This window comes from Bacteroides sp. 41_26 (assembly GCF_949740115.1).
GTDB lineage: Bacteria > Bacteroidota > Bacteroidia > Bacteroidales > Bacteroidaceae > Bacteroides > Bacteroides nordii.
Map to the genome: position 1 here is coordinate 1 of NZ_CATJGZ010000107.1, position 15,482 is coordinate 15,482.

Genomic DNA, 15,482 nt, shown 5'->3' on the forward strand with positions numbered 1-15,482 from the left:
AAAACAAATCTTCGGTCGGGGAACGCCCAGCGGCAAGGGGCGGGACCACCCGTCCCGACGAGCGTTGGTTTTCAGTGTTTACAAACATAGTAACTATTAATTTTAAAATAGTAACAATGAAACAAAGGTAGCATTTATATTTTTAAATTTACATTTTTGCCTGAAGAACTATACTCTCTCCCGAAAAGAAATGAAGGCGTTACACTAACCTGTATGAAGGGGAATTACAAGAGTGTACACTTATGTATTGCAAAAGTGTACAATGATACATAACAAGAATGTACATTTTTAATATGCAAAAGTGTATACTCTTTTATTGGTTGATTATCAATGTGTTAGCGGCGCGGTTTTCTTATTGGTCTTAAAGTTTTTTGTCGACTTAAGACAAATAAAAAAGGAGGCTAAAAATAGTCTCCTTTTTGTACACCCTCAGGGATTCGAACCCTGGACCCACTGATTAAGAGTCAGTTGCTCTACCAACTGAGCTAAGAGTGCATTAGTATTATGCTTTTTTGATTTCGGGTGCAAAGGTAAAGCTTTATTTTAAAATAGCAAACCTTGCAGCGATTATTTTTAAATTTATTTTCTTTCGCTTTGTTATCATTAAAAAATGAATTACATTTGCAACGATAAATTTAGTATTCACCCTTTAAACTATGGAAAGGGTATTAATTATGTTGGAGAAATAACACATCAAAATCAGGACTAAGCGGCTCATCGGGATGAAGAGCCCTAGTAATTTTATTATCTGAACACTCCGTGAAACTGCTGCCGGAGAAAAATTGATTAGTCCTGCAATCTTATTATTTTATTATTTAATCACTTCAGTGTGGTGAAGCGGGGATGTTATGTTCTGTCTTCTTCTGCACTGCTAACAGGCATATTGCCTCATTACTCCGGAACATTATATGTTTATTCCGGGGATGAGATCAGTGTGCTATGCAAGAAATCATGGGAATACGTTTAAAAGATTTAAGCAAATTGGGATATACAAATAATGTGGCACGCAGTCTGGCTGTTGCCATTGTAAGCAAACATTGCAAGTATGAAAGTAAAGAAGAAATTCTGGTTCGTTTAGCAAATGTGCTTGATAATCCCGAAGCATATAAAAATGATGAAGTATGGGGGAAACTGGCGGAACACTTCTCTCCCACCATTACAGAAAGGAAGTTTCAGGTCTATGATCTGAGAGAAGTGCCGTTGGTGTACCAAACTTACGGTAACAAGTTTATAGAAAGTTCCGCCAAACAACAAATGGAACTGGCCATGCGTCTCCCGGTAACACTGGCAGGAGCGTTGATGCCTGATGCACATGCCGGATATGGTTTGCCTATCGGCGGTGTATTGGCAACGGATCATACAGTAATACCTTATGCCGTAGGAATGGATATTGGCTGCCGGATGAGTCTGACGGTTTTTGATGCGAAACCGGATTTTTTGAAACGATATGCTCATCAGACAAAAGTGGCATTAAAGGAATACACACATTTTGGTATGGATGGTGGATTAGAGTTTACACAGGAGCATGAAGTGTTGGACAGAGAAGAATTCCGATTGACGCCCCTGTTACAAAAGTTACATGGGAAGGCTGTCCGGCAATTAGGTACATCAGGACAAGGGAATCATTTTGTGAACTTCGGAGAACTGGAACTGGAGGCGGACAATGCTTTACAGTTACCTGCCGGGAATTATGTTGCTTTGTTGTCTCATTCAGGTTCACGTGGATTAGGAGCTGCTATTGCACAACATTATAGTTTTCTGGCACGTGAATCTTGTAAATTACCTCGCGAAGCCCAGTGTTTTGCTTGGCTTGATCTCCATTCGGAAGAGGGACAAGCATACTGGATGAGTATGAATATTGCCGGAGATTATGCTCGGGCTTGTCACGAAAGGATTCATCTTAATCTTGCCAAAGCCTTGGGATTGATCCCGGTTGCTAATGTAAGCAATCACCATAACTTTGCCTGGGAGGAGGAAATAGCACCCGGTAACTTTGCCATTGTTCACCGCAAGGGAGCTACTCCGGCTTATAAAGGCCAACCCGGACTTATTCCGGGTAGTATGGCTACTCCCGGATACCTGGTCTGTGGTAAAGGAGTACGTGAATCTCTCTTTTCGGCCTCTCATGGTGCCGGACGGGCGATGTCAAGACAACAGGCCCAAAGCACCTTCACACAGTCCGCTTTAAAGAAATACCTGGTACAAGCGGGTGTAACCCTTATCGGAGGCAGTGTGGAAGAGATGCCTCTTGCCTATAAGGACATCGAAAGAGTGATGCGGGCACAGGAAAACCTGGTAGAGATACAAGGGCGTTTTATGCCCCGTATCGTAAGAATGAATAAAGAATAATTAAATAAAAACAAAATGTTATCAGAAAAATATGGTCGTACGTATCACTTTCCTTTCTCACCGGGAACTACAAGTGACGACCGCATCAACCATACTTATTGGGAAGATATCCAGCGGATTGACACGCTTGTATATACCGAAAAATTGGACGGTGAGAATAATTGCCTGAACAGCGTCGGCGTATTTGCACGGTCACATGCTGCACCTGCTACTTCTCCATGGACACGACAACTGCGTGAGCGTTGGGAATTAATGAAGCATGATTTGGGCAGTCTTGAATTATTTGGTGAAAATCTGTATGCTGTTCACTCTATTGAATACAAACGGTTAGAATCGTATTTCTATGTTTTTGCCGTGCGTTGCCTCGATAAATGGTTATCCTGGGAAGAGGTAAAGTTTTATGCTGCTATGTTTGATTTGCCAACGGTTCCCGAATTGGGATTGGAGTCCGTTGCAGAACTTCCTCAGGAACAATTTCGGCAGCAGATACTTACGCTTGCCCGGCAACCGGGAGCCTTTGGTACAAAAGATCCTTTTACCGGAGAAGATTGTACGCGTGAAGGGTTGGTAGTGCGGAATACAGATGAATATCCGGTTAGCGAATTTGCACACAATGTATTTAAGTATGTGCGCAAAGGACATGTGAAAACAGATGAGCATTGGACACGTCACTGGAAGCGTGCCCGGCTTTTCTGGGAGTTTAATGAAAATAAAGAAAAATATGATTTGGACATTAACAGATAAGAAAGATCGTAGCTCGCTCGAACTACAATTCGAATGGTTACGCGATATGAATGGGATTCCTCAGGACCAGTTTCATCATGCCGAAGGAGATGTGGCTACACATACCTGGCGGGTGATAGAAGAATTACAGAAACTACCCGGCTATCTTGCCCTTACAGAGCAGGACAAGGAAATACTTTGGACGGCTGCACTACTGCATGATGTAGAAAAACGTTCTACTACAGTCATTGAGGAAGATGGCAGTGTCACTGCCAAAGGGCATGCCCGTAAGGGAGAATATACTGTGCGTACGCTTTTGTACAAGGATACATCAACTCCTTTTATCATTCGTGAAAAGATAGCATCACTTGTAAGGTTTCACGGGCTCCCTTTATGGCTGATGGAAAAGCAGGATCCTGTGAGACAGGTTGCCAAGGCAGCTTTCAGAGTGGACACTTCGCAACTCCGTTTACTTGCCGAAGCTGATATAAAAGGACGTATCTGTCAGGATAAAAATACTTTGATGGAATCGCTGGAGTTATTTGAAATCTTCTGCCGTGAGCAGGGGTGCTGGAAAAAGAGCAGAGAATTTACCACTGATCATGCCCGTTTTCGTTACTTTCATACGGAAGAAAGCTATATAGATTACATTCCGTATGAAAAGTTTAAGTGTAATGTTGTTCTGTTATCCGGGTTACCGGGAATGGGAAAAGATCATTATCTTGAAACGTCCGGTATAGCTCTTCCTGTTATCAGCCTGGATGATATTCGCCGGAAGAATAAACTGAGTCCTACTGACAAATCGGCAAATGGATGGGTGGTGCAGGAAGCTAAAAAGATAGCCCGTGCTTATTTGCGTAAAGGGCAGGATTTCATATGGAATGCAACTAATATTACTACTCTGATGCGCTTTCAGCTTATCAATCTCTTTGCCGGGTATGGGGCTCGTGTTAAAGTGGTTTATGTTGAGAAAGACTATTCCGTTTGGCGAAAACAGAACCGTGAAAGAGAATATCCGCTTCCGGAGAGTGTGTTGGACAGTATGCTTGGTAAGCTTGAGGTACCTCAATTGACGGAAGCTCACGAAGTGGAGTATCTGGTAGAGAATGAGATAAATAAAAAAGATTTTCTATGAAATAATACATCGGATGCTTGACTTTTAGTCAAAAAAACAGTATCTTTGTAATTGCAATCATAAAGTAGATTCAGTTAGAATACTTGTAAAGGAGAAAGCTATGGCTTTCTCCTTTATTTTTTTATACCGGCTTCTGAAGGTATATAGGCAGGTATCTATTGCAGTTTTTCCCGGTACTTATTCAAAATTACATGGTATGTTACGGTTCGTTTGTTACTATGTTACGATGCATTTCTCGGTATGTTGCGATGTAAATGCTATTGTGTTGCAATGCAACTGATATTATCTTCTGAGAAAGTCGCTTTCAGGTTAATAATCAATAAATCAGCTCTTGACAAAAACACGTTTGGAGGTAGTGGATAACAAAAACAATTTTCCCTTCCGTGATGTTAATATACTATCAGATTAATATAATAATAACATGATGAATAAAATTGATATTCCCGATAAAGGAAAAAGAAAAAGAGTAGTTATTGTAGGCGGTGGTTTTGGAGGATTAAAGCTGGCACGCAAACTAAAAAATGACAATTTTCAAATTGTTCTGTTAGACAAAAATAATTATCATCTGTTTCAGCCTCTTCTTTATCAGGTAGCTACAGCCGGTATAGAGCCGAGTGCAATCTCTTTCCCTTTCCGTAAGATTTTTAAAAAACGTAAATATTTTCATATTCGTATCTGTGAAGCCCAGCGGGTTATTTCTGAACAAAATATGTTGGAAACTTCCATTGGAGCTATTGAATACGACTATCTGGTAATTGCAACCGGATGTTATACCAACTATTTCGGTAACGATAAGATGGCTCTCCATACCATGTCTCTCAAAACAACGGCAGAAGCTCTCTATAACCGTAACCAAGTACTGGAAAGCTTTGAGAAAGCGCAGAACACGAGTAATTTGAAAGAACGGGAAAAATTGATGACGTTTATAATTGTAGGTGGCGGAGCTACCGGAATAGAACTTTCGGGTGCATTGGCAGAGATGCGTAAGTTCATTTTGCCACAAGATTATCCCGATCTGGATATAGAGCAGATGCGTATTGTCCTTATCGATGCAGGCCCTCGCCTACTCTCGGCTTTCTCCGAAAAATCGTCTACCGAAGTACATGACTATCTGGCAAAAAAAGGAGTTGAAATAAAGGTGGATTCCAAGGTGGTAGATTATGAAAATGATTTGCTTACTCTGGGAGATGGTACGGCCATACCTTCTACAAATATCTATTGGGTAGCAGGTGTGAAAGCTAACAGTCTTGAAGGACTTCCGCAGGACGCTTACGGACCGGGGAACAGACTGAATGTAGATGTTTTCAACAAGGTAACCGGTACTAACAATGTATTTGCTATTGGTGATACTGCTCTAATGATTTCAGAAGATTATCCGAGGGGACATCCTCAGGTTGTTCAGCCGGCTATTCAACAGGCTAAGCTTCTTGTTCAGAATCTGAACAACATAGAAAAGGGACTTCCACTTAAACCTTTTGTGTATCATAATAAAGGTTCGATGGCTACCATCGGAAGAAATAACGCCATTGTAGAGTTGAAGAATATCCGTTTTGGTGGTTTTCCTGCCTGGGCAGTCTGGTTATTCATTCACTTAATGAGTATTGTAGGTGTAAAGAACAGACTTTTCATTTTCATAGACTGGATGTGGAGTTATTTCACTTATGACCCTTCGTTGCGATTAATAATAAAGCCTGTGAAAAGAGTAAAACCGAAGAAATGATATATGTTATGTTGCTCTCGTTTTAATAGATATGGGAAAGGGAATGTTGCGATGACTTATTCCCTTTTTTATTAAGAATAGTATTAGAGTTATAATAGTTATGCTTCTAATATTTGGAACCGGGATGTATAAAATACCTCCGAAGTAATTGAATATACTCCGGAGGTGTGAGAAGATTTGTGGAAGTATATTGCTTCCTTATTCTATTTTATTATTTGTCATCCTCTTCAAAATAGCCATATTCATGGAGTATGCCTCTACCTATTTCTTCGAGACAATCTTTGAAGAAATCTTTTACCTTTTTCATAACTTTATTCCTTTCTATTAATGTAATATATATCTAATAACAAAGGCTGGCAAAAAGAGTTTATACTTTTTATCTCTGTAATGCTTTATTTGATATGAATCAATTTAAACAATGTGAAGCTAAGGTTTGTTTATATTGTATAAATTATCAAACTAAAAAATGAAACTTATGATCTACAATTTTTTATTTCCCTCAAAGCCCAATAGTACAGGGGCATCTTTATTCTTACTTGCATTACGTATTTTCTTTGGTTTACTGTTGATGAATCACGGCATACAGAAATGGAGCAGTTATCAGGAACTATCCATAGCTTTCCCTGATCCGTTAGGTGTAGGTAGCCCGTTATCTCTGGGACTGGCTATCTTCGGAGAACTCGTTTGTTCAATGGCGTTTATCGTTGGTATATTATATCGTCTGGCTATGTTGCCTATGATTTTTACAATGGGCATGGCGTTCTTTGTAATTCATGGTAATGATGCTTTTGCAGTAAAAGAACTGGCACTCATCTATTTAGTTGTATTTATATTGATGTATATATCCGGTCCCGGTAAGTTTTCTGTCGACTATTTATTAGGAAATGAGCTTCGGAAACGAAGAAAAAATGTAAAATAGAAATTGCACCATGTTTTGTTTCTATTAATTAAAAGGTTTATATTTGCAACTGTATAAAGGACTTATAGCTATTATAAGTCTTTTATCGTTTCACAAAATAACAACTAAAAAACAGAAATTATGAAAAAAAACAGATTGACATTGGTCGCAGCTTTTGCTCTGAGCGGTACTATTTTGTTTAGCTCATGTGTAGGTTCATTTGGTTTATTTAATCGTATTTCTTCCTGGAATCAGTCGGTAGGAAATAAGTTTGTAAACGAACTTGTGTTTCTTGCACTGAACATCGTTCCGGTATATGGCGTTGCATATTTGGCGGATGCTTTGGTTATCAACTCTATTGAGTTTTGGAGCGGCTCTAACCCGATGGCAAATGCAGGAGATGTAAAGAAAGTAAAAGGCGAAAATGGCAACTATCTGGTAGAAACTTTGGAGAATGGTTATTCAATTACAAAAGAGGGTGAGAAAACTGCTATGGAACTGATCTACAACAAGGAAGCAAATACCTGGAATGTAGTAGCTAATGGTGAGAGTACCGAACTTTTGAAAATGAACAATGATGGTACAGCGCAGATGTATTTGCCTAATGGCGAGTCAATGACTGTCACTCTGGATGCTCAGGGAACTCTTGCAGCACGTCAGATGGTAATGAACGGTCTGCTGTTTGCTGCCCGTTAATTTAATGCATAAAGAAATGTCAAAAGATGAAACATGCTCTGTACAAAGAGATGTTTCATCTTTTTTATTCACTAAGTTATGAAAATACTACGAATATTCTCTCTCGTTGTTTTTATGAGTTTGGTTACTGCCTGTCAGAAACAGGTACCTCAAAGTGAAGTTGTACGCAATGCAATAGCATTCTGTGAGACCTTTTATGATCTTGATTATGCGGCTACCAAAGAATTGGTTGTTCCGGCTTCCCTCCCATATCTTAGTTATATGGCTACAAACACTACACAGGAGCTCATTGACAAGGTAAATGCAAAAGGACCGGTTATTGTGACTGTAATTAGTGAGCAGATGAATCCGGAAGAAGGGCATGCAACTGTTATCTGTTCAGTAAAAAATTATCTGGAAGCTGATTTCTTCAATGGTACATCTGCTATTCTTACTGAGAAACAGGATACCATTCATTTGATAAAAGAGGGTGAAAGATGGTTGGTTAAAATGGATAACCCACTGCAAAGTGGAATGCAAAATCACGACTGAACTTAGGATGAATAATGGGCCAGCGGTCTTTACCATTTTTATAAGCCGGATTGATAGCTTTCATACCTCCGTCGAAGCGTAAAACAAAGAAATCCAGATCCAAACGTAAACCTAAGCCATAAGCAACGGCAATCTGCTTATAGAATTCATTGAACTTGAATACACCGCCCGGTTGATTGGCGTAATCACGGATTGTCCAGATATTACCAGCGTCGATAAAGGCGGCTCCCTGAAATTTCCAAAACAACTTACTTCGATACTCGATGCTTGCATCCAGTTTGATGTCGCCTGACTGATTCAGGAAGTTACCATCACCGGGAAATGAACCCGGCCCTAAATCACGTACAGACCATCCGCGTACACTGTTGGCACCTCCTGAGAAGTATTGCTTCTCAAATGGAATAGTCTTTGCATTGCCATATGGAACCGCAATACCAAAACCAGCATGAAATGCCAATGAATTACGATTATCTATCCGGATATTCTTGGCAAAGTCAAAATCACCTTTCAGATACTGTGCATACGGAATGCCGAGAATGGCATATTCGCCATCATTGTTTTTTCGTATACTGATCGCTTTAGAGAATGCATATAAAATATTTCCTGCCGATTCTATATTGGCACGGATAGAATAAGAATTAGAACTGATGGTATTGTTCACCAAAGCATTTCCGGCACTGTTATAGTTATAACTATAACCCATACGTACAATAAGCCGGTTCTTATAGTTGTATTCAAAAATATGATTCTGCCCCTTGTTGATATAGTCTTCGCGAAACTTTTGGGAGATCCAGGGTAAATACAGATAACCGATATCTATTAGGTCAATACGGTGTTGTGCCCGTTGACGCTGTGTCCATTTGTAACTCCACGAAGCCGAAGCTACTGTACGTGAGAATTCCGGGCGTAGCTGGTAACTATATTGCAAACCAAACTCTGTGGTAGCACGTATTTTACGTTTAAAATCAGAATTCAGAAAAGGAAATAAGAAGCTCGGAAAGTTTATACTCGTTTCTATACCATATTCTGTGTAGTTGTTACTATGATAGTCGCCTTGCAATCCGGTAATTGCTTCATATGCACCACGAAACTTCATCATAAATGTTTCGGAACCACGAAAGAGATTCCGATGCTGGAAAGATACGGAAGCTGCTGCTCCAAGATCACCGGCAGAATTTGTTCCTTCCAATTCAAAAGAGATTGATTGATGTTTACTTTTGGTTAGCATCACATAACAATTCAGTAATGTACTGTCTCCTGCCAGAGTTTCAAAGAAACGGATATTGGTGTATTTCAATGCTGGCAGGCGTCCGAAGTTTGAGTAAGTACGTTGTACATCGCGTTCGTTATACAGATTTCCTGGAAAGAACAGTAGATTATCTGTCAATACTTTAGGTCGCAGATATAACTTATCTTTATAATAGATGGGATAACCATTGTAATGTATGGAGTCATTAATTTCAATACTACTCAATGCAGAAGACTGGAGAACATCATAGTCTGTGATAAAATTTATTTTGTTGATGTGATATTGATTATGTGCTTTGGGGGTATCAGCAGTGTGCGTTTTATAAGGTTGCAGATGTAAAGTAAGATCCACGAGATAAGTGTTACGCACGGTATCAGCAGTATATGAAATATAGTCTTTATTGAATTTATAGTATCCGTTACGCAATAGATGATCCGTTATTCGTTGCCGTTCTGCGTCCAATACATTTACGTCAAACAACATACCTTCTTTCAACAAAGTATTAGCAGAATCTTTCTGCATATACTCACCTACTTTGGGGTCACTAATGTCATATTTCAATGTACGTACAGTATAAGGCTTACCTGTAGCTACCTCATAATATAGTTTCAGTTTCTTTTTCTTTGTTTTCGTTGTACATTTAACGGAAGCACTCATATATCCCATATTTTGGACAGCTTTTGTTATTTCCTCCTGTGAGCGTTGTGCTTCGTTTTCGTTGTAAATAACCGGAGCATCTCCTATTTTACGAAGAAATTTATTGTACCATTTGCTGGAATCACGCCCTGAAAGATCATAAACATACAACTGTGTTTTTATCAGGCTAAACCATTTTGCATTGGGATTTTGACGTACATAATTACGCAGGCTGGAAGATTTTACGTCTTTGTTGTCAGTAGATACTTTAACTTCGTCCAATAAATAATAACCATCCGGCACAAACTTGGTAGCGGAACACGAAGCCAGCGTCAGAATGGCAAAAGAAAGTAACGTGTAAAGATATCCTCTCCTCATAGGGTTTTATTAGTTGCCTCAAATACCCTACAAATATAGGCGAATTTTTCTGTATGGGGAAATAATAAATGCTAATTCGCCCCTAAGAAGTTGCTACAACATCGTGGGGGCGAACTATTGGTGATTTCAATGTTTTATCTCTGACCGCCGTTTATTTCAGACGGAACATAACTGGTACGGTATATTTTACACGTACCGGTTCACCTTTTTGTGTCCCCGGTTTCCATTTCGGCATTTCATTGATCACACGCAAGGCTTCCGCATCCAATTCAGGATCAACACTGCGAATTACTTTTGCATTATCAATACTGCCATCCGTATTAACAATGAATTGTACGATAACACGACCTTGTGTTCCTTTGGTTTCAGCTCCTTTCGGATACTGTAGGTTTGCAGCCAGATAGTCCATCAGTGCCTTATTGCCTCCTTTGAATTCCGGCATTTCTTCTACCATATCGAAAACAGCATTGGCGATGTCTACTGTATCCGGTTTGACTTCTGTCGGGATGTATTTTACTTCCACTTTTTCTTCTGTTGATTCTTCTTTGGCTGTGTTTGTACAGTTACTGAATAGAATCAACAAAGCAGTTACAGGAATAAACATGAGGTATTTGCTTCTCATGATGTTACGGGTTCTTTTTCTGTTTAACATTTTAATTCGGTTCTTTAAAGGTAATACACTAAAGTTATTATATAAATTTGCTGCAGCCAGTTGATTCTGTTTGAGACCTAAAAGATGATATTGATAAGTTTTTCTGTCGTAACCGCTCGTCACCACCTTCCTGTCGGCAAGATACTCATGGTTAATACGCATTTCGCTTCGTATGAGCCAGGCAAAAGGATTGAACCAGCAAAGAATAATTATGAGTTGTGCCAATAATATATCCGCCGAGTGAAGTTCGCGTACATGCGTCTGTTCATGTACCAATATCTCTTTTGTCTCTTTTTCATTATACATACCTGGATACACACAAATCCACTTAAAGAAAGAATAAGGCTCTTGTTTTTCTTTGGGCTGGCATATGCGGATTCCATCAATATATACTTTTTTACTATGATGAAGTATGATACAGGTTTTGCTGATTTCCAGCAATGTACGGGTTAATAAGATAATCACTCCTGCTATGTAAAGGCCTGTAAGAACTATTGTAACCAATGGAAAAGATGATGCATTATCAGCTGTTTCACTTACGATTATTATTTCGGGCAATACCTTTTGATATAGGGTGTTTACTACGCCGGTTACATTATTGTCTACTATCATCCAGGCAGAAAGATCAAACAAAGGATATGTGAATGCGATGATATAGATTAAAATCAACATCAGTCTGCGTAATCCAAAGAAGGTATCTTTACTAAACAATAATTTATAAAAGAAGTACAGCACAACTAATGCTATATTTACCTTCATGAAGTATAGAATAAAAAGTGTCATATCTCTGGTTGTTTTTAAGATTCTTCGTCTTCAATGATATTAATAAGTTCTTTCAGTTCCTTTTTGCTGATTTTACGATCTCTCACAAAAAATGAAACCATTTCTTTATAGGATCCGGTAAAATAATTACTTACCACTCCACTAAGAAAATAACGCTTGTAATCACTCTCTTTGATTATGGGATGATACTGAATAGAGTTGCCCAGTTTGAAAGGAGACAGATATTGTTTCTTCTCTAAATTACGTACTACAGATGCCACACTGGTATAAGGAGGCTTTGGGGCAGGCATTTGATTCAGTACATCTCTTATAAAACTTGGGCCTATCTTCCAAAAGTAAAGCATTACTTCTTCTTCTTGCTGTGTAAGTCTTTCCATTTTATTTTTATTTACTACTGATAACCAGTCTACTATTTTTAAGCAAATCTACGATAATTAAGTAGATAGTATATATTTATTGGTATAAATAATGTTAATCATAAAAAAAAAGATATAGAAAAAGAATCGTGAGAAAGTGGTATATTGGAAATATCTTTATAGCTTTGCCGTAAATATCAGGTTTATATGGCACTATTAAGCAAAAATAAAATAAAGTACATTCGCTCATTGGAGTTAAAAAAGATACGTAAAGAAGAGAAAGTCTTTCTGGCTGAAGGTCCGAAACTGGTGGGTGATTTACTTGGACACCTTTCTTGTACCTTTTTGGCTGCTACTCCTTCCTGGTTACGAGAACACGCATCTGTTCAGGCAGATGAAATAGCAGAAGTTACTCAGGATGAACTATCACGTGCCAGTTTATTGAAGACTCCTCAACAGGTACTCGCCGTATTCAGGCAACCGGAATATGTTTTAAATACTTCTATTCTTCGTGATTCGCTCTGTCTTGCCCTGGATGATGTACAGGATCCGGGAAACCTGGGTACAATTATTCGTCTTGCTGATTGGTTTGGCATAGAGCATATTATTTGTTCATCTAATACAGTGGATGTTTATAATCCTAAGACGGTACAAGCTACTATGGGCGGTATAGCCCGTGTAAAAACATATTATACTCCCCTGCCCGGCTTAATTCGTTCTCTTGGTGATATTCCTGTTTACGGAACATTTCTGGATGGAAAGAATATATACGGGCAGCCATTGTCCCGTAATGGATTGATTGTAATGGGAAATGAAGGAAATGGAATTAGTAAAGAGGTGGAGGCACTAATCAATCAGAAACTATATATTCCTAACTATCCTCAGGAGAGAGAAACTTCCGAATCGCTCAATGTAGCTATTGCTACAGCAATTGTCTGCGCCGAGTTTCGGCGACAGGCTGCATCATTGTAAAATCAAAAGGAAATAAAAGATAAGCGCAGAATTTATCTTTCACCTGGGTTAGTTCTATGACGCCCGGTAACCATTCTACCGATTCTATTTCTTCGGTAAGGGGGAAGAATCTCACAACGTATTCTCCCTCCATTTCTACTACCTGTTGTTTGAGAAAACCAGTATCTGGTGCATGCAAATAATGAGAAGCAAAGCGTTTCATTTTGTTAGTTTTGAAATTTACTGTGACCGGCGGCGTTGATTCATTTGCCGTTCTTGTCTTATTTCACGTTTCTCCATTTGTATGTGCTTCTCTACTTCGAGTTGCTCCGGTTTCACCTCACGTTGCAGATTGCTGCGACGGCGATTCATCTCTTCCGGAGTCAATCTTGGCTGAGGTTGCTGATCTACTTTCTCTATTGTATCGGCTGTTTCTTTTGAAGTAACCTCTTTCACTACATCCCGCTTAAGAGAATCTGTTTTTAAGGAATCATTCAAAACCGGCAACGTATCATTAGAGTGATAACGCATGAGTGTGATACCGTCAGTCAATAAAGTATGCGGTGTCTTTTTCTTTGGATAATAGATAAATCCTTTCACTTCTTTGATAGCTCCCAACGTATCCGATTGCAGGCGGATACGCTGTATCCCCGACTCTGTTACTCGTTTGGTTTCACTAATAATACTGTCATTTTCAAATTGAATCTGCATACCCATTAATGCAAACAGGGTCGTATCCGGTTTGGCACCTTCAAGGAAATGATAACGGACTTCCCATACCAATGTATCGCGTTTCTTGAAATTAGAATCCGAGGGTAGGACAAACGTCAGTTTATTATCTATCGGCATTCCCGTTAGGCGCCTCATACGTTGCCATGCCCATACATCAATGCTGTCGCCAGGAGTAGATGTCATTGGCTTTTTGTCGCGTATAGCAATTAAGTGATTGATCGAGTTTTGTTGTGCTTTTAGCCTTTTGCTAACTCTTTCATAGACTTTGGCCAGTACTTCCGTATTACGTGTATACCATACCATAGACGAATCGAAAACAGCTTCCGTTGTACCATATTTGCTAAATACAGCATTTGTATACAATACTTTTTTATAATTCTCATTGTATGGCAAATTATCACCCATTGCTTTCGCTATATGATAATCATATAACAAATTTTCCATTGTTGCTTCCGGAAGAACTCCATCGGGTCTTTTAACCTTACAACCAACAACGAATACCACTAACAGGCATATGATATACAACCGGCACCGGAAATCTCTTTTCATTTTCTGTCTTAGTCCTTTTTTTCGTGTGAGTGATAAGACTCATTCAGATATTTACTATAAAAAAGAAGCAATGCGATGATACCACAACTGATAGCGGCATCAGCAAAATTAAAGATGGGACTAAAGAATATAAAATGCTCTCCCCCAACAAACGGTATCCATGTAGGCCAGGTAGTATCAATAATCGGAAAATAAAACATATCTACTACCTTTCCATAAAACCAGGTGGAGTATCCTCCCCCTTCAGGCATAAAACTGGCAATTTGTGAATGTGTACTCTCGTTAAACAGTACTCCATAAAATACGCTATCAATAATATTCCCCAGTGCTCCGGTAAGAATCAAAGAAACGCAGACAATGTATCCCGTTTTAAATCCTCTCTTTACAATCTTATACAGATACCATCCTATCAATGCTACGGCAATAATACGGAAAGTGGTAAGGAATAGTTTTCCAAAGATCTCCATACCAAATGCCATCCCATTGTTTTCTGTAAAATAGATATAGAACCAGTTGGTAATCCGAATACTTTCGTGCCAGTACATATGGGTCTTAATCCAAATTTTAATAATCTGGTCTATAATCAGCACCGAGAAGATAACGAGCAGGGCAATTTGTCCTTTCGTGAGTAGTTTTTTCATTTTGTTGAATACAAGTTATATAAGCTACGAGCTATAAGTTACAAATTACAAGTACTTTGCAAATAACGCACAGCACATGTGATTTGTAGCTTATAGCTCGTCACTAATTTTATTTCTTGCCACTATTCTTTGCTTCAATGCTGAGTGTAGCATGAGGCACAGCACGCAGGCGCTCTGCAGGAATCAACTTTCCTGTTTCACGGCAAATACCATACGTTTTGTTTTCAATACGTACAAGAGCAGCCTGCAATCCTTGAATAAACTTCAGTTGACGTTGTGCCAAGCGAGTCGTTTCTTCTTTTGACAGTGTGTTAGCTCCTTCTTCCAGTACTTTGTATGTGGGTGATGTGTCATCAGTATCGTTTCCATCAAGCCCCATCAAACTGAGTTTCAACTGATCGTAATCACGTTGTGCCAACTCCAGTTTCTCCATTATAATGGCACGGAACTCCTCAAGTTCCGCATCCGAATATCTTGTCTTTTCTGCCATAATTTTTACTTTT

Annotated in this window: 15 protein-coding genes and 1 tRNA gene; 8 read left to right on the forward strand and 8 right to left on the reverse strand. The window is 39.1% G+C overall.

Annotation, left to right across the window (positions count from 1 at the left end):
• Positions 1-422: 422 nt before the first annotated feature.
• A tRNA-Lys gene (locus tag QX565_RS16050) sits at positions 423-495 on the reverse strand.
• A gap of 456 nt (positions 496-951) precedes the next feature.
• Here QX565_RS16050 and QX565_RS16055 point away from each other — a divergent pair.
• The 7 genes from QX565_RS16055 (at position 952) to QX565_RS16085 (ending at position 8,052) form a co-directional block, all read left to right on the forward strand.
• Positions 952-2,349 carry an RtcB family protein gene (locus QX565_RS16055; protein ID WP_289293483.1) on the forward strand — a complete coding sequence of 466 codons (1,398 nt, stop codon included), beginning with the start codon at positions 952-954 and terminating at the stop codon, positions 2,347-2,349.
• A 15-nt stretch (positions 2,350-2,364) separates the two neighbouring features.
• The gene (locus tag QX565_RS16060; protein WP_221651065.1) at positions 2,365-3,093 is read left to right on the forward strand and encodes an RNA ligase family protein; all 729 of its coding nucleotides are present in this window, start codon (positions 2,365-2,367) and stop codon (positions 3,091-3,093) included.
• Entirely contained in the window at positions 3,071-4,207 is a 1,137-nt protein-coding gene (locus QX565_RS16065; RefSeq protein WP_221651066.1) for an AAA family ATPase, read from the forward strand. The genes QX565_RS16060 and QX565_RS16065 overlap by 23 nt, the downstream gene beginning before the upstream one ends.
• 421 nt (positions 4,208-4,628) lie before the next feature.
• Positions 4,629-5,927, forward strand: coding sequence for an NAD(P)/FAD-dependent oxidoreductase (locus tag QX565_RS16070; RefSeq protein ID WP_289293485.1), 1,299 nt, complete (start codon positions 4,629-4,631; stop codon positions 5,925-5,927).
• Between the two features lie 475 nt (positions 5,928-6,402).
• Complete coding sequence (locus QX565_RS16075; RefSeq protein ID WP_289293487.1) at positions 6,403-6,846, forward strand: DoxX family protein; 444 nt, start codon at positions 6,403-6,405, stop codon at positions 6,844-6,846.
• 120 nt (positions 6,847-6,966) lie between these two features.
• Complete coding sequence (locus tag QX565_RS16080; protein WP_002560268.1) at positions 6,967-7,521, forward strand: DUF3332 domain-containing protein; 555 nt, start codon at positions 6,967-6,969, stop codon at positions 7,519-7,521.
• A gap of 78 nt (positions 7,522-7,599) precedes the next feature.
• Positions 7,600-8,052: a hypothetical protein gene (locus QX565_RS16085; RefSeq protein WP_289293489.1), complete on the forward strand. Its 453-nt coding sequence runs from the start codon at positions 7,600-7,602 to the stop codon at positions 8,050-8,052.
• Here QX565_RS16085 and tamL read toward each other — a convergent pair.
• From tamL to QX565_RS16100, 3 genes are all read right to left on the reverse strand, one after another.
• Positions 8,006-10,315 carry a translocation and assembly module lipoprotein TamL gene (gene tamL / locus QX565_RS16090; protein WP_289293490.1) on the reverse strand — a complete coding sequence of 770 codons (2,310 nt, stop codon included), beginning with the start codon at positions 10,313-10,315 and terminating at the stop codon, positions 8,006-8,008. The two genes, QX565_RS16085 and tamL, sit on opposite strands and share 47 nt — an antisense overlap.
• A gap of 151 nt (positions 10,316-10,466) precedes the next feature.
• The gene (locus QX565_RS16095; RefSeq protein WP_289293491.1) at positions 10,467-11,750 is read right to left on the reverse strand and encodes a M56 family metallopeptidase; all 1,284 of its coding nucleotides are present in this window, start codon (positions 11,748-11,750) and stop codon (positions 10,467-10,469) included.
• A gap of 14 nt (positions 11,751-11,764) precedes the next feature.
• Positions 11,765-12,127, reverse strand: coding sequence for a BlaI/MecI/CopY family transcriptional regulator (locus tag QX565_RS16100; protein WP_002560272.1), 363 nt, complete (start codon positions 12,125-12,127; stop codon positions 11,765-11,767).
• 186 nt (positions 12,128-12,313) lie between these two features.
• Here QX565_RS16100 and QX565_RS16105 point away from each other — a divergent pair, with 186 nt between their 5' ends.
• Complete coding sequence (locus tag QX565_RS16105; RefSeq protein ID WP_289293492.1) at positions 12,314-13,078, forward strand: TrmH family RNA methyltransferase; 765 nt, start codon at positions 12,314-12,316, stop codon at positions 13,076-13,078.
• On the opposite strand, the gene QX565_RS16110 is transcribed toward QX565_RS16105, so the two are convergent.
• The 4 genes from QX565_RS16110 to QX565_RS16125 form a co-directional block, all read right to left on the reverse strand.
• On the reverse strand, positions 13,029-13,280 hold the full coding sequence (locus QX565_RS16110) for a hypothetical protein (RefSeq protein ID WP_221651431.1): 252 nt from the start codon (positions 13,278-13,280) through the stop codon (positions 13,029-13,031). The two genes, QX565_RS16105 and QX565_RS16110, sit on opposite strands and share 50 nt — an antisense overlap.
• A gap of 17 nt (positions 13,281-13,297) precedes the next feature.
• Positions 13,298-14,338 (reverse strand): DUF4296 domain-containing protein, encoded by a 1,041-nt coding sequence (locus QX565_RS16115; protein ID WP_221651432.1) that lies wholly within the window; start codon positions 14,336-14,338, stop codon positions 13,298-13,300.
• Positions 14,339-14,346: 8 nt separating this feature from the next.
• On the reverse strand, positions 14,347-14,979 hold the full coding sequence (locus tag QX565_RS16120) for a lipoprotein signal peptidase (protein WP_221651433.1): 633 nt from the start codon (positions 14,977-14,979) through the stop codon (positions 14,347-14,349).
• A 109-nt stretch (positions 14,980-15,088) separates the two neighbouring features.
• Entirely contained in the window at positions 15,089-15,469 is a 381-nt protein-coding gene (locus QX565_RS16125) for a TraR/DksA family transcriptional regulator (RefSeq protein ID WP_002560277.1), read from the reverse strand.
• Between the last annotated feature and the right edge of the window lie 13 nt (positions 15,470-15,482).

Bases quoted from the DNA above. Each gene is read 5' to 3' on its own strand.
- QX565_RS16055 (WP_289293483.1), top strand. From the start codon at position 952: ATGGGAATACGTTTAAAAGATTTAAGCAAATTGGGATATACAAATAAT.
- QX565_RS16060 (WP_221651065.1), top strand. From the start codon at position 2,365: ATGTTATCAGAAAAATATGGTCGTACGTATCACTTTCCTTTCTCACCG.
- QX565_RS16065 (WP_221651066.1), top strand. From the start codon at position 3,071: ATGATTTGGACATTAACAGATAAGAAAGATCGTAGCTCGCTCGAACTA.
- QX565_RS16070 (WP_289293485.1), top strand. From the start codon at position 4,629: ATGATGAATAAAATTGATATTCCCGATAAAGGAAAAAGAAAAAGAGTA.
- QX565_RS16075 (WP_289293487.1), top strand. From the start codon at position 6,403: ATGATCTACAATTTTTTATTTCCCTCAAAGCCCAATAGTACAGGGGCA.
- QX565_RS16080 (WP_002560268.1), top strand. From the start codon at position 6,967: ATGAAAAAAAACAGATTGACATTGGTCGCAGCTTTTGCTCTGAGCGGT.
- QX565_RS16085 (WP_289293489.1), top strand. From the start codon at position 7,600: ATGAAAATACTACGAATATTCTCTCTCGTTGTTTTTATGAGTTTGGTT.
- tamL (WP_289293490.1), bottom strand. From the start codon at position 10,315: ATGAGGAGAGGATATCTTTACACGTTACTTTCTTTTGCCATTCTGACG.
- QX565_RS16095 (WP_289293491.1), bottom strand. From the start codon at position 11,750: ATGACACTTTTTATTCTATACTTCATGAAGGTAAATATAGCATTAGTT.
- QX565_RS16100 (WP_002560272.1), bottom strand. From the start codon at position 12,127: ATGGAAAGACTTACACAGCAAGAAGAAGAAGTAATGCTTTACTTTTGG.
- QX565_RS16105 (WP_289293492.1), top strand. From the start codon at position 12,314: ATGGCACTATTAAGCAAAAATAAAATAAAGTACATTCGCTCATTGGAG.
- QX565_RS16110 (WP_221651431.1), bottom strand. From the start codon at position 13,280: ATGAAACGCTTTGCTTCTCATTATTTGCATGCACCAGATACTGGTTTT.
- QX565_RS16115 (WP_221651432.1), bottom strand. From the start codon at position 14,338: ATGAAAAGAGATTTCCGGTGCCGGTTGTATATCATATGCCTGTTAGTG.
- QX565_RS16120 (WP_221651433.1), bottom strand. From the start codon at position 14,979: ATGAAAAAACTACTCACGAAAGGACAAATTGCCCTGCTCGTTATCTTC.
- QX565_RS16125 (WP_002560277.1), bottom strand. From the start codon at position 15,469: ATGGCAGAAAAGACAAGATATTCGGATGCGGAACTTGAGGAGTTCCGT.